Origin of the sequence: Natrialba sp. INN-245 (assembly GCF_009807105.1) — an archaeon.
Lineage (GTDB): Archaea > Halobacteriota > Halobacteria > Halobacteriales > Natrialbaceae > Natrarchaeobius > Natrarchaeobius swarupiae.
This window is the reverse complement of the sequence record NZ_WUBV01000040.1, coordinates 15148-28894: the sequence shown is the minus strand read 5'-3', so window position 1 is coordinate 28894 and position 13747 is coordinate 15148. Positions and strand designations below refer to the sequence as shown.

Annotated in this window: 11 protein-coding genes; 9 read left to right on the top strand and 2 right to left on the bottom strand. The window is 64.9% G+C overall.

Going from position 1 to position 13747, the window contains the following annotated elements; translation table 11 throughout:
* Positions 1-78: 78 nt before the first annotated feature.
* Together glnA2 and GRS80_RS12740 are read left to right on the top strand one after the other, a co-directional pair.
* Positions 79-1437: a gamma-glutamylputrescine synthetase gene (gene glnA2 / locus GRS80_RS12745; RefSeq protein ID WP_160047894.1), complete on the top strand. Its 1359-nt coding sequence runs from the start codon at positions 79-81 to the stop codon at positions 1435-1437.
* 84 nt (positions 1438-1521) lie between these two features.
* A complete protein-coding gene (locus tag GRS80_RS12740; RefSeq protein WP_160047893.1) occupies positions 1522-3144 on the top strand; it encodes a M20/M25/M40 family metallo-hydrolase in 1623 nt (540 codons plus the stop codon).
* Here GRS80_RS12740 and GRS80_RS12735 read toward each other — a convergent pair.
* Positions 3141-4262, bottom strand: coding sequence for an amidohydrolase family protein (locus tag GRS80_RS12735; RefSeq protein WP_160047892.1), 1122 nt, complete (start codon positions 4260-4262; stop codon positions 3141-3143). The two genes, GRS80_RS12740 and GRS80_RS12735, sit on opposite strands and share 4 nt — an antisense overlap.
* A 194-nt stretch (positions 4263-4456) precedes the next feature.
* Between GRS80_RS12735 and GRS80_RS12730 the strand changes: the two genes are divergently transcribed.
* From GRS80_RS12730 to acnA, 5 genes are all read left to right on the top strand, one after another.
* Complete coding sequence (locus tag GRS80_RS12730; RefSeq protein WP_160047891.1) at positions 4457-4702, top strand: antitoxin VapB family protein; 246 nt, start codon at positions 4457-4459, stop codon at positions 4700-4702.
* A gap of 29 nt (positions 4703-4731) precedes the next feature.
* Positions 4732-5091 carry a type II toxin-antitoxin system VapC family toxin gene (locus GRS80_RS12725; RefSeq protein WP_160047890.1) on the top strand — a complete coding sequence of 120 codons (360 nt, stop codon included), beginning with the start codon at positions 4732-4734 and terminating at the stop codon, positions 5089-5091.
* Positions 5092-5155: 64 nt separating this feature from the next.
* The gene (gene thyA, locus GRS80_RS12720) at positions 5156-6172 is read left to right on the top strand and encodes a thymidylate synthase (RefSeq protein WP_160047889.1); all 1017 of its coding nucleotides are present in this window, start codon (positions 5156-5158) and stop codon (positions 6170-6172) included.
* Positions 6169-6717 carry a dihydrofolate reductase gene (locus GRS80_RS12715; RefSeq protein ID WP_160047888.1) on the top strand — a complete coding sequence of 183 codons (549 nt, stop codon included), beginning with the start codon at positions 6169-6171 and terminating at the stop codon, positions 6715-6717. Before thyA ends, GRS80_RS12715 begins: the two co-directional genes overlap by 4 nt.
* A 141-nt stretch (positions 6718-6858) precedes the next feature.
* Positions 6859-9621, top strand: a complete 2763-nt coding sequence (acnA, locus tag GRS80_RS12710; RefSeq protein WP_160047887.1) for an aconitate hydratase AcnA — start codon at positions 6859-6861, stop codon at positions 9619-9621.
* Between the two features lie 180 nt (positions 9622-9801).
* Here acnA and GRS80_RS12705 read toward each other — a convergent pair whose 3' ends face one another.
* Positions 9802-10713: a hypothetical protein gene (locus GRS80_RS12705; protein ID WP_160047886.1), complete on the bottom strand. Its 912-nt coding sequence runs from the start codon at positions 10711-10713 to the stop codon at positions 9802-9804.
* A 299-nt stretch (positions 10714-11012) separates the two neighbouring features.
* Here GRS80_RS12705 and GRS80_RS12700 point away from each other — a divergent pair, with 299 nt between their 5' ends.
* Positions 11013-12356, top strand: coding sequence for a serpin family protein (locus tag GRS80_RS12700; RefSeq protein WP_160047885.1), 1344 nt, complete (start codon positions 11013-11015; stop codon positions 12354-12356).
* Positions 12357-12710: 354 nt separating this feature from the next.
* Positions 12711-13703 (top strand): methyl-accepting chemotaxis protein, encoded by a 993-nt coding sequence (locus GRS80_RS12695; protein ID WP_343161562.1) that lies wholly within the window; start codon positions 12711-12713, stop codon positions 13701-13703.
* Positions 13704-13747 lie beyond the last annotated feature (44 nt).

Sequence of the window (13747 nt, the reverse complement as noted above, 5' to 3'; positions counted from 1 at the left end):
GATCGCCCCATCACCCAGTCGAACCAACAGTTTTGAGCGAGGGGTTCGTGGTACCAGCTGACACTCCGGAGGTCAGTAATGACTGACACAACCGACATCGAACGGACGATCAACGCAAACGACGTAGAGCTCGTGCGACTGCTGTTCGTGAACAACAGCGGCGTGCCTCGCGGGCGCGTACTCGACGCCGGCGACGTCGACGCGATCTTCGAGGACGGTGCGAACCTCACGAAAGGGATGCAGTCGTTCAACGCCCTCGACGCCCTCGTCCCCGACGGGACGTTCGGCCCGGTCGGGGAGATACGGGTGGTCCCGGACCCGGAGACGTTTCGGGTGCTCCCCTACGCCGACCGGACCGCGGTCGCGCTGTGTAACATGTACGAACTCGACGGCACGCCGTGGGACGCCTGCCCGCGCTCACGTCTCGAGTCGTACCTCGCGGAGCTGGCCGACGACGGCCTCGTCCCCACCGCGGCGTTCGAGGGAGAGTACTACCTGGCACGGGATCCCGAGGAGGGCGAGGGGCTCGAGCCGTTCGACGACAGCACCTGCTTCGCAGTCGACGGGATGGATTCGGCCCACGACGTCACACTCGACACCGTCGACGCGCTGAAAGCTCAGGGACTCGGACTGTCGAACTACTACCCCGAGTACGGCCCCGGCCAGCAAGAGCTTGTGATCGAACACGACGAGGGGATCGCACCGGCGGACAACCACGTCCTCTACAAGGCCACCGTCAACGCGGTCGCTCGCCAGCACGGCCTCGAGGCTACGTTCGCGCCACAACCGTTCGATGGCCTTCCGGGCAGCGGCTGTCACGTCCACCTCTCGCTGTGGCGCGACGACGAGAACGTCTTCGCCGACCCCGACGCCGACGGTCCGTACGGACTCAGCGAGTTCGGACGCCAGTTCGTCGCGGGCGTCCTCGAGCACGCGCCCGCGCTCGTCGCGCTCACCGCGCCGACGGTGCAGTCGTACGACCGCCTCCAGCCGGGCATGTGGGCGTCGGCGTTTACCTGCTGGGGGCCGGACAACCGCGAGGCCTGCGTCCGCGTTCCGTCGACGAACTGGAGCGACGAGACCGGGTCGACGCGGATCGAGTACAAGTCCTGTGACAACACCGCCAACCCGTATCTCGTCGAACTGGGTCTGCTCGCCGCCGGAATGGACGGCGTCGAGCGCGGTCTGGACCCCGGCGAACCGCTCGACCGGGATCCCTCGGCGCTCTCCGAGGACGAGCGAGACGCCCGCGGCATCGAACGCCTGCCCGAGACGCTCGCGGACGCACTCGACGAACTCGCCGCCGACGACGTCCTTCGCGACGCACTCGGCGAGACGCTCCACGAGTCGTACCTCGAGGTCAAACGCAGCGAGTGGGAGGCCTCCGTCGACGAGGACGGCGAGTGGACCGCCGACTACCTTCTGCGGGCGTTCTGAGCGCGCCCGATCGCCGACCGACCTGGACTACTGACGCGTATCGAACGAACGACACCAAACGGACACACCACACGTGACGACCAGATGAGCGACGAACACGGGCCGACCGAGACGACGAACGAAGCGACGACGAACGAGAGACGCGCCGGTGAGACGAGCGACGGGCTCTCCACGGCGGAGCGCGCGATCGTCGAGCGCGGACGCGAGTGGATCCGCGCACACGAAACCGACCTGGAGGAACTGCTCGCCGCCCTGGTCGCCCGACCGAGCGTAACGGGCGCGGAGGGGACCACCGACGATCCGGAGACGACCGTCGGCCACCTTCACGAGTTCCTCACACAGCGCCTCGAGCGGGCCGATCTGACGACTCAACGGCTGACCGACGTCGGGAGCGCGAGCGAGCCGCGGGACAACTGTTACGCCGTCCTCGAGGGGGAAAGCGACGAGCTACTCGTCTGTACGAGCCACACCGACACCGTTCCGCCCGGTGACTCGACCGACTGGCCGAACGACGATCCGTACGAACTGGCCAGGGGGGTCGTCCGCCGACCCGAACCCGAAACCCTCGAACTCCGCGTCGGCGACCGGGTCGAGACGCGCTCGATCCGCGGCCGGTACGATCGGATCTGGCGTCGTCGAGCCGAGGGAGACGACCGCGGTGGCGGCGAGAGTTCAGCCGACGAACGGGCGGTCTTCGTCGGCCGCGGCGCCTACGACAACAAGGCATCGATCGTCTGTCTCGTCGGCTCGCTGCTCGCACTCGAGGCGGCTCTCGGGGACGACGCCGAACTCGACGGGACGCTCGTCCACGGCCACCTCGTCGGCGAGGAGGTCGCCCAGGAGGGCGCGAAGGCGATGGTCGGCCGCGAGGGCTACCCCGACTGGCTCGGCGACCGGTATCCCGACCCGAGCGGCGCGGCGGTCGTCCTCGAGGGATCGTACGGCTTCGTCCCGGCGATCGGTCACCGCGGGCTGGCGTGGATCAGCCTGCGGGCCGAGGGTGAGTCGACCCACGCCTCTACGCCCCACCTCGGGCGCAACGCCGTCCTCGGGACCGCCGAGGCGCTCGCCGGCGTGCGCGATCGGCCGTTCCGGAACGAACTGGTCGAGCCGTTCCGCGAGGACGAACTGCTGGGCGATCTCACCGTCGCGGCCGGAACGACGATCGCCGGCGGCGACGTCCGGCGCGTCGAGGACGGCGTCGTCGACCGCGGCGGCGTCAACTCCGTTCCGGACTGGTGTGAGACGACGTTCGACGTCCGCTTTCCGCGCTGGGCGTCGTTCCCCGACGACCTCGAGTCGGTCCGTGACCACCTCGAGACGACGATCGAGTCGCAGGCGGCCGACCGCGCGCCGGACGTCGAGTTCGAGGCGGAGATCGACCCCGAGGAGTTCTTCCCGCCGGTCGCCGTCGCGGCCTCGGAGGCCGACTCGCTCGACCACCCGCTCGTCGCGACGGCGATCGACGCGGCCCGCGGGACGTTCGGCTACGACCCCGGCGTCACCGTCGCCCCCGGCGTTACGGACGCGGCCTCCATCTACCACGGCACCAGGCTCCCGACCCTGGTCGAGTACGGCCCCGCGGGCGCGTGGTCCCACGAACCCCTCGAGTTCGTCGAGCGCGAGCAGGTCGTTCGAGGGGCGGAGGCGCTGCTCGAGTTTGCGGTGCGACAACTCGGACTTTCGGAAGGGGGAACTGATCGTTAGAGATCGTACAGCCCCAACGCGTTCTCGCGCAACACGTTCTCGGCGACCGTCTCGGCGTACGATTCGGTGACGATGCCGTCGGCGACGGCACCCTCGAGCGTCGACGCGAGCGCGTCCCGGAACCGACGCGCCGCGAGAACGTACAGTTCGGGGACGGAAAAGCCGTCGCTGCCGTAGAGCAGTTTGGTCGTCGGCGCGAGCTCCATCGCGGTCGAGACCACCCGTTCGGAGCCGTGCTGGGCGAACGGCACGGCGAGCGAGAGGTCGAGGTAGACGTTCGGGTAGGTCGCGGTCACGTACCCCGCCTGGCCGACGTAGGGGTAGGCCCCGTGGAGGACGACGATCGACGTCTCGGGATGGGCCTCGATACACGCCACGAGGTGGGTCGGGTCGACGTATCGCGGGTGGGCGTCAGGATCGCCGAATCCGGCGTGAAACTGGATCGGCGCGTCGTAGTCGGCGGCGACCTCGCACGCGCGATGGATCACGTAATCCAGCAGTCGTGGGTGCTCGAGGCGGCCGTCCCAGCCCGATCGGACGTCGGCGAACGCCGCCCGGGCGTCCGCGCGATCGGCCGTCCCGACGTTCAGTCCGCGCCGGTAAGCGACGATGGTCTTCAGCGCGACGTACTCGCCCTCGAGGGCCGACTCCATCCGATCCACGAGGGCGTCCTCGAACGCTCCGAACTCGGCGTGGTCGTCGATCAGCGACTCGGCGAGCGCCTCGAGGCGCAACAGCGGGTAGACGTCCGCATCGGTGTACTCGCGGAACTCGGCGGGCGAGGTGTCCGGAAAGCCGTCGTCCGTGAGGATGACGTCGGTGTTCGTCGAGGCGATGCAGTCGCGGGTGTACTCGTGGCGATCGACCGTGGCGCGGGACTCGAGCAGTTCCCGCTCGAACGCGTCGTCACCGGGTCCGGCGTCGACGTCGAACCGTTCGGCGAGGACGCCAAGCGCCGCCCGGTAGTTGAAGGTGTGTCTGGCGTCGCGGTACTCGAGGTCGCCCTCGGTGAACCAGCGCGCGAAGCGTTCGCGGACGTCCGTCTCCGACAGCGGTTCGACGGGGTGGGCGTGGTTGTCGATCAGCGCCGTCGTTTCGATCGTCTCCCGAATCGTCATCGTGTCTCACTGTCTCGTGGTATCGTGTTGGAACTTACGTCCGCGCGACGCCCTGCGCTCACCTGACCCGACACATGGTCCCAGTAATGGCGGCTCGATGTTACGCTCCGCTGCGGTTCACATAATGGGACGAACAGTCCACGTCCCGGAAACCCTGCACAACAGTTAAGCACGTTCTGCACACATGTGTGTGCATGGGCGATACCGAGTATCGCAACGTCCGACTTACCGAGGACGCATACCGCCAACTCAAGCGCCGCAAGCGGGAGGGTGAGTCGTTCTCCGATACCGTCGAACGAATCGCAGGGGAACGGTCGCTGCTCGATCTCAAGGGAATGCTCACTGAGGAGGAAGCCGAGTCGATGCGCGAGGCGATCCACGCGCGGGACGAACGATCGCGCGACGAACTCGACCGACTAGCGGAGCGAATGGACTCGTGATCGTCGATACGGACGTTCTCATCGACATAATGCAGGATAACGATCGCGCCGTGGAGAAGCTGAAGGATCTCGAAGCACAGCGTGTTCCGCTCTGTGTTTCGTCGATGTCGCAGTTCGAACTCTATCATAGCGTCGAACGAGTGAAACAATCTGGTGAGCGACGACGACACATCGAGAGCGTACTCGAGACGAGACACGTCTACCCGGCCGACGCCGCAGTCATGAAAAAAGCCGGCCGTATCGACGGACGACTCGCGGCCGATGGTCAGGCGATCGGGATCGGTGATACGATCATCGCCGCGACGGCGCTCGTTCACGAGGAACCGGTACTCACGAGAAACGTCGAGCACTTCGAACGGATCGATGGACTCGACGTCGAATCGTACTGAATCGACGGGGCCTCCGTGTGTGGTTCAGGAACGCTAAAGAACCCGCGCGCGAAACGGCGTCACGATGCGACAGTACCTCGAGCTCGTCGAATCGGCTCTTGCCGGGGGTGCGTACAAGCCCAACCGGACCGGCGTCGACACCATCTCCTCGTTCAGCGAGCAGTACGAAGTCGACTTACAGGAGGGGTATCCCCTGTTGACGACCAAGCAGATGGACGGCTATCGGTGGAACTCGATGCTCCACGAAGTCTGCTGGTATCTCTCCGGCGAGGAGCACATCCGCGAGTTGCGCGAGGAGACGAAGATCTGGGACGCCTGGGCCGACGACGAGGGCCACCTGGACACCGCCTACGGACGGTTCTGGCGACGGTACCCGATCCCCGAGGGTGAGGCGCGACTCGAGGGTGAGTCCTGGCCCGACGAGACCCACCGCTGGGTGACCGAAGAGGAGGGCGGCCGACTCACGTTCGACCAATTGCAGTACGTCGTCGACACGCTCTCGGATTCGCTGAACTCGAGGCGGCTCGTGGTGAACGCCTGGCACCCGGCTAACGCCGCGATTTCGACGCTGCCGCCGTGTCACTACTCGTTCGTCTTCAACGTCCAGGGCGACCGCCTGAACTGTCATCTCACCCAGCGCTCGGGCGATATTGCCCTCGGCGTGCCGTTCAACGTCGCGGCCTACGCGCTCCTGACGAAAGTCGTCGCGACCCAGACCGGCTTCGAACCCGGCACGTTCGCCCACACGGTCGTCGACGCCCACGTCTACTGTGGCCGTGGCGACCGCGGCGAGTGGTACGCCGACAACCTCGAGACCCTGCAATCCCGCCTGGCCGACGTCGACGACCGCGAGGAGTACCGCGCAGTCCGCGAGTGGCTCGAGTCCGAAGCGCCCGCCGAGGCCGACGGCGAGAACGGCTACGACCACGTGCCGAACTTACTCGAACAGCTCACACGCGAGCCAAACGAGCGGCCGACCCTCGAGATCGGCGACGCCACGATCGACGACCTATCGTACGAGGATGTGGAGTTACACGGCTACGACTCCCACGCCCCGCTCACGTTCTCGGTAGCGGAATGAGCGACGATATCGATCCGGCGCGAGATCTCGAGACGCCGCTGGAGCTCGTCGGTATCGTCGCCGTCGCCGACAACGGGATCATCGGCCGCGACGGCGAGATGCCCTGGCACGTCCCCGCCGACCTCGCACACTTCAAGGAGACGACGATGGGCCACCCCGTGATCATGGGTCGGGTCACGTACGAGGGAATCCTCGAGACGCTTGGCGAGCCGTTGCCCGGCCGGACGACGATCGTGCTGACGAGTCAGGATCTCGAGGTACCCGACGGCGCGACGGTCGCGAACGGACTCGAGGAGGCCCTCGCGGTCGCCGAGCACGTTGCGGAGGAACGCTACGACGCGGATCGAATCTTCGTCGCCGGGGGTGCAACCGTCTACGAGGAGTATCTGCCGGCACTCGAGCGGCTGATCGTGACCGAGATTCACGACGATCCCGACGGGGACACGCGGTTTCCCGAGTTAGACTGGGAGCCCTGGCGAGAGGTGAGCCGGGACGACCGCGACGGGTTCGCGTTCGTCGAGTACGTCCGAGTCGCCGATCGGTAGCTCCTCGTCCGGCCGGAGTGTAGCCGAACGGATCGTGACGGTCGGACTGTGATGGGGGACCAACCCAACGAATGACGGGTTCACATCGTTCTTATTGCAGAATTCGGCAGTTTCAAATGCGGCTAATTCGAACTCACTCTCATGGTAACCGAGGATTTCTCGGATGCGATCCGGGAGTTCGAACACGCCGGCGAAACGTATACGATAGCCGATCTGGCGGTTCTCGAGGAACGCGGTCTCTGCGATCTGGATTCGCTGCCCGTGAGCATCCGCATTCTGCTCGAGTCAGTACTGCGAAACGCTGATGGCGATCAGATCGACGCGGACTCGGTTCGCGCCGCGGCCTCCTGGGAGCCAGACGTGCCGGACGCCGAAGTTCCCTTCACGGTTTCGCGGGTCGTTCTGCAGGATCTCACGGGCGTTCCCGCAGTGGTGGACCTCGCAGCGCTTCGCTCGGCTGCAGACCGCAAGGGCGTCGACCCGACGGTCGTCGAACCCGAAGTTCCCTGCGACCTCGTGATCGACCACAGCGTCCAGGTCGACCACTTCGGCACCGACGACGCCTACGAGAAGAACGTCGAGATCGAGTACGAGCGCAACGAAGAGCGATATCGTGCGATCAAGTGGGCCCAGCAGGCCTTCGAGGACTTCGAGGTCGTCCCGCCGGGGACGGGGATCGTCCACCAGGTCAACCTGGAACACCTCGGACGGGTCGTCCACGATCGCGAGGTCGACGGCGAACGCTGGCTCGTTCCGGACACGCTCGTCGGCACCGACAGCCACACCCCCATGATCGGCGGCATCGGCGTCGTCGGCTGGGGCGTCGGCGGCATCGAAGCCGAAGCCGCGTTGCTCGGTCAGCCGATCAACATGTCCCTGCCCGAAGTTGTCGGCGTCCGCCTCGAGGGTGACCTCCCCGAGGGTGCGACGGCGACGGACCTCGTCCTCCACATCACCGAGAAGCTCCGCGAGGTCGGCGTCGTCGACAAGTTCGTCGAGTTCTACGGCCCCGGCGTCTCCCAGCTTTCGGTCGCGGATCGGGCGACCATCGCGAACATGGCCCCCGAACAGGGTTCGACGATCAGCATGTTCCCCGTCGACGAGAAAACCCTCGAGTACCTCGAACTCACGGGTCGCGACCCCGAACACATCGACCTCGTTCGGGCGTACCTCGAGGAACAGGGCCTCTTCGGCGAGCAAAACCCCGAGTTCACCGAGGTCGTCGAGTTCGACCTGGGTGAGGTCGAACCGAGCCTCGCCGGCCACAAGAAGCCCCACCAGCGAATCCCGATGGGCGACTTAGACGAGCACTTCCCGAGTTTGCTCGAGGACCAGGGCGTGCTCGGTCCGGGCGGGGAGCCCGCCATTAGCGATGGCAGTGGCGCGTCTGCGGCGGACGCGACCGACGCCGGCCCCGGCCTCGCACTCGACGAGAAAGTTCCCGTGGAACTCGAGGACGGCACCGAGGTCGAGATCGGCCACGGCGACGTCCTCGTCAGCGCGATCACGTCCTGTACGAACACGTCGAACCCGTCGGTGATGGTCGGCGCTGGTCTGCTCGCGCGCAACGCCGCCGAAGCCGGACTCGAGGTACCCGAGTACGTCAAGACGAGTCTCGCACCCGGCAGCCGGGTCGTCACGGAGTACTTAGAGCGATCGGGCCTGCTCGAGGATCTCGAAGAACTGGGCTACCACGTCGTCGGCTACGGCTGTACGACCTGTATCGGCAACTCCGGGCCGCTGGCGGAACCGATCGAGAACGCAATCGAGGAACACGATCTCTGGACGACGAGCGTCCTCTCGGGCAATCGCAACTTCGAGGCGCGTATCCACCCGAAGATCCAGGCGAACTACCTCGCGTCCCCGCCACTGGTCGTCGCCTACGGCCTCGCGGGCCGGATGAACATCGACCTCGAGGAGGAGCCGATCGGTACGAACGACGACGGCGAGGAGGTCTACCTCGAGGAGGTCTGGCCGGACACCGAGGAGATCCGCGAGACGATCCACGACAGCGTCTCCCCCGAAATGTTCGAGGAGAAGTACGCGAGCGTCTACGAGGGCGACGAGCGCTGGGAAGCGCTGGACGCGCCAACTGGCGACGTCTACGACTGGGACGACGAATCGACGTACATCCGCGAACCGCCGTTCTTCCAGGAGTTCCCACTCGAGGCCCCCGGCGTGGATAACGTCGAGGACGCGCGCGCACTGCTGACGCTCGGAGATACGGTCACGACCGACCACATCAGTCCCGCGGGCCTGTTCGGCGAGGACCTGCCAGCGGGCCAGTGGCTGAAAGAACGCGACGTCCCACCCCACGAGTTCAACACCTATGGTTCGCGCCGCGGGAACCACGAGGTCATGATGCGCGGGACCTTCGCCAACGTCCGCATCGAGAACGAACTGCTCGATGGGAAGGAAGGTGGCTACACGATCCACCACCCGACGGACGAGGAGACGACGGTCTTCGAAGCCTCCGAGCGCTACCGCGAGGACGAGACGCCGCTGGTCGTCATGGCTGGCGAGGAACTCGGCACTGGCTCGAGTCGCGACTGGGCCGCCAAAGGGACCGACCTGCTCGGCATCCGCGCGACCATCGGCAAGAGTTACGAGCGCATCTACCGTGACAACCTCATCGGCATGGGCGTCCTGCCTCTGCAGTTCGAAGAGGGCGAGGGCTGGGAAGAACTCGGCCTCGAGGGCGACGAGTACTTCGAGATTTCCGGACTCGAGGACGGCCTCGAGCCCAACGCCGAGTTGACGGTGACCGCCGAGGACGATGAGGGTGACGTCACCGAGTTCACAGTGACTGCACAGGTCGACACGCCGATGGCGGTCGAGTACGTCGAGAACGGCGGCGTCCTCCACCTGGTTCTTCGGAAACTACTCACCGAGGAACTGAACTAACCGCCTCCGAACAGTCAGCCATCAATCCGTATCGGCCGCGGTTCGATCCTGTCTCTCGTTTCTGGACGACCGATCAGCCGTAGGGGATGAACTCCGAGCAGTCGCACCGTTCACAGCGTCTGCGCACCAGTACCGACGCACGGTTAAGAAAACGGGAACTTGGTGACGAGAGATGAGCGATCAAAATCCCTCGAGGGAGACGAACGCGCCACCCTCGCCGTCGGGTTTGATGGCGTAGGCCGTCGGGTAGTCGCCGGTTTCGGGTGTCGCGACCTCGACGGAGACCGCTTCGGAGAGGTCCTCACGGAGGAATTCGGTGGTGATCATCGGCTCGACGAAGGTGATCTCACCTTCGCTCCCGGTTCCGTAAACCGGTACGTCGACATCTTCACCCTCCGGCCCTAGCGGCATACTGGTGGTGTCGTCCGGGTTCTCCGGATCGATGCTCGGATCGTATGCTCCGTAAACGTACGTATGGGCGAAGTTATCTCCGTGGAATTCAGGTGCGGTCGCGTCGAGCAGGTGTTCGCCCATCTCCGTTACGATAAATCGCACTTGCTCGAACTCGTATCCCTCCGGGAACTGGTCGTCGGGGATATCGTAAGCCGCGATACCGAGGAACGGAAGCGGCATCTCGCCAAGCGGGCCGCCGCTTATGTTCTCAATCTCACGTTCCCCCACCATGTAGAAGTGGATATCGAAGTGTGGAACATCGTAAATCTCCTCTGGCGGGTGGCCACTGGGAGTGTAGTCGAAGCCAAGAAACTCGAACTGACGGGTATCAACGGTGGGAAAGTTCAGTCGAAAGTGCGACTCGTCTTCGTCGAATGCCTCGAGAGCGTTCCCGTCGACGTGGACGCCGAGCGACGAGAGTTCGTCCGCTCGATTCGTCGTCGCGTACGTTCGCACCTCGCCGCCGTCGACAGCGACGGATTCTCCCCAGTGCGTATCGTGGGGGTGAGGCTTCGGGTCGTCGTGGTGGTCTCTCCCCACGACGGATCCGGTTCCGAGTACGATTCCGCCCCCGATACCGATCAATTTCAGCGCGACGCGCCGCGGTACGGGCTGTATTGGGTCTTTTCGTTCGGTCATAGTTTTCCAGCCCCTGGGATCAGGGAGGTACTCTTGGACGTCCAACTACATAAATAAAACTACAAATGTATCGCAAAATCCCAATAAATGGGGTTTAAGGACCTATGGGTTGGTTTTCCATGACTCAGTAAGATTATATTCTCGCCGTCGGAACGGCGATCCGATCGACACTGTCGAAGCGCACATGCCGTTCCGGCTCTGTGAAATCGAATCGCGTGCTCACCCGCCACACTCGAGCCACTCGAGTTCGTATTGGAACGTTCACAAGATTTATTCGCCTCGAAACTATGTCACGATTCGTGACACTCTCACGCCGACACGCCCTTGCCCTCCTCGGCGTCGGCGTCGGTGGCGGCGGCCTCCTCTGGCACACCCGCGCCGGACCCGAGGGCGACCTCGGTCCCGAGACGAGGCCCGCGGCGACCGACGCACACCTCGAGGAACTGATCCGCGGCAATACCGAGTTCGCGACCTCGGTGCTCCGGCAGTTCGCGGACGACGAACCGAACGCGAACGTCGTCTTCTCGCCGGTGAGCATCGCCGCGGCGCTCGCGATGGCTCGAGCGGGCGCTCGCGGGAGGACGGCCAACCAGCTGACCGAGACGCTCGAGTTCCCACCCGAAGACGACCTTCACCCCGCTGTCGGTGCGCTCCAGTACGATCTGAACGAACGAGCCGAGGCCGCCGCCACCCCCGGCGTCGTCGACCGAGTTCGTGGCGGTCGCGAGTTCGAACTCTTCGTCGCCAACGCCCTCTGGGGTCAGGAGGGCTACCCCTATCGCGAGGAATTTCTGGAGACACTCGAGACGAACTACGGCACTGGGCTCCGCGAACTCGACTTTGTCGACGATCGCGACGCCGCTCGAGGCGAGGTAAACGAGTGGGTCGAAGAGGCGACTGACGGCCGAATCGCCGAACTCCTCCCGGCGAGTTCAGTGACCGAGGCGACGCGGCTCGTGGTGACCAACGCGGTCGCGCTCTTTGCGGACTGGGCGGAGGCGTTCGATCCCGAGGACACTCGCGACAGGGAGTTTACCGCGCTGGATGGCTCGACCGACGAGGTTCGGATGATGAGCCAGACCAACGACTTCCCGTACGCCCACGGTGAGGACTACCAAGCGATCGAACTCCCGTACGTCGGCGAGGACGTGAGCATGGTGATCGTCGTTCCCCGGCCGTCCGAGGCCGCTCCCGACGCCGATGGGACCCGCGAGGCTTTCGAGTCGTTCGAGGCCGACCTCGACGCCGACCGAATCGCCGGGATTTTCGACGAACTCGAGAAGCGAGAGGCGATGATCCAACTCCCCCGGTTCGAGTTCGACGTCGAGTTCGAACTCGCGGCGGTCCTCGGCGACCTCGGCATGCCCGATCCGTTCGATCCGGAGCGGGCGAACTTCGAGGGCGTCGCGCCGACGGAGGCCGGGTCGGACGATCTCTTCCTCTTCGACGTCTACCACGAGGCGTACGTCTCCGTCGACGAAGAGGGAACCGAGGCGATCGCCGCGACGGGGTTCTCCGGTGCACTCGAGTCCGGCCCGCCGACGGTGACTGCAGACCGGCCGTTCCTGTTTTTCGTTCGAGATCGGCCGACCGACGCGGTACTGTTTCTCGGGCGGGTCGTCGACGCTGAGAGCGCACAGTAGCGCCGTCCAACGCTGCACTGCAGGGTCGAACCGACGCACCCACGAGTTCGACCCCGCAATCGACGCTTGGCGGAGTAGTAGGCTCTGGTCGCCGGACGAGTCGACCGGTCACCACGGGACGAGATGTTATCAAAATGCAATAGTGACCGATCCTCGGACGAACGCTACAAAAACTCGTTGTGGGTTCGTATGGGTTTATTTGGCCAAAACCAACGATGTTGGCCGACAGCTTTTACTCCGAAACGTCCGGACGTAATACATAGATGAAACGTTACTTCAAGAATTTTGAAGTGTATTTCGGGTCGAATAGTAACGGCGGACAGGTGTGTGGGCTCACTCGAGGGGGATCGGGTCGTGTCGTTCGATAACACGTCGAGTCTGGCGGATAGCCAGGAGATCGACGACGACGTAGAGACCGACGTCGACACGTCGGACGTCACGAACCTCGAGGGGAACGCCGACTACGACAACGACGACGCCGCGGAGATGCAGGAGTCGATCGCCGAACTCGGCGAGAGCACCGACGAGATCAGCGATCGACTCGAGGAGATACACGACGAGGCCTCCGAGCAGTACGAGGCCGTCATGCAGGTCGCAGAGGAGATGTCGAGTCTCTCGGCGGCGGTCGAGGAGATCGCGTCGTCCTCGGAGGAGGTCGCTGCGGCCGGCGAGTCGGCCCGCGAGTTGGCCGAGGACGGCCAGGAGTCGGCGACCGAGATCGGGACCGCGATGGAGGAGATCCGGGAGACGGCAAACGAAGTCACCCAGGACGTCACCGCGATCCAACAGAGCGTCGCGGAGATCGACGAGATCGTCGAAGTGATCAACGACATCGCCGATCAGACGAATCTGCTCGCGCTCAACGCCTCGATCGAGGCCGCTCACGCCGACAGAGCGGGCGACGGCTTCGCTGTCGTCGCTTCGGAAGTGAAGTCGCTGGCCGAGGATTCCCAGGCGCGGGCGAGCGAGATCGAAGCGATGATCCGCGAGGTCGAACAGAGCACCGCGACGGCCGTCGAGAGTTTAGACGAGAACAACGACCGCATCGGGGACGGGATCGAGTCGATCGAACGGGCAGTCGACACCTTCGACGAGATTCACGACACCGTCGAGGAGGTCTCCGACGGCATCTCGGAGGTCGCCACCGCAACCGACCAGCAGGCCTCGAGCACCGAGGAGGTCGCGAGCATGGTCGATCAGACGGTCGAAAGCGCCGAGAGCATCGCCGAGGACACCGGCGCGATCGCCACCGAAGTCGAGTCCCAGACCGAACATATCGAACGAATGGATCGCACGCTCGAGCACCTCGTCGACGACTTTGCACCGAACGCGGCTCCGTCGCGGTGAGGTCACCGAGTCGGCGAATCGATTTCGATTGTGGGGCGTGAACG

Coding starts and splice junctions, on each gene's coding strand:
- glnA2 (WP_160047894.1), top strand. CDS start 79: ATGACTGACACAACCGACATCGAACGGACGATCAACGCAAACGACGTA.
- GRS80_RS12740 (WP_160047893.1), top strand. CDS start 1,522: ATGAGCGACGAACACGGGCCGACCGAGACGACGAACGAAGCGACGACG.
- GRS80_RS12735 (WP_160047892.1), bottom strand. CDS start 4,262: ATGACGATTCGGGAGACGATCGAAACGACGGCGCTGATCGACAACCAC.
- GRS80_RS12730 (WP_160047891.1), top strand. CDS start 4,457: ATGGGCGATACCGAGTATCGCAACGTCCGACTTACCGAGGACGCATAC.
- GRS80_RS12725 (WP_160047890.1), top strand. CDS start 4,732: ATGCAGGATAACGATCGCGCCGTGGAGAAGCTGAAGGATCTCGAAGCA.
- thyA (WP_160047889.1), top strand. CDS start 5,156: ATGCGACAGTACCTCGAGCTCGTCGAATCGGCTCTTGCCGGGGGTGCG.
- GRS80_RS12715 (WP_160047888.1), top strand. CDS start 6,169: ATGAGCGACGATATCGATCCGGCGCGAGATCTCGAGACGCCGCTGGAG.
- acnA (WP_160047887.1), top strand. CDS start 6,859: ATGGTAACCGAGGATTTCTCGGATGCGATCCGGGAGTTCGAACACGCC.
- GRS80_RS12705 (WP_160047886.1), bottom strand. CDS start 10,713: ATGACCGAACGAAAAGACCCAATACAGCCCGTACCGCGGCGCGTCGCG.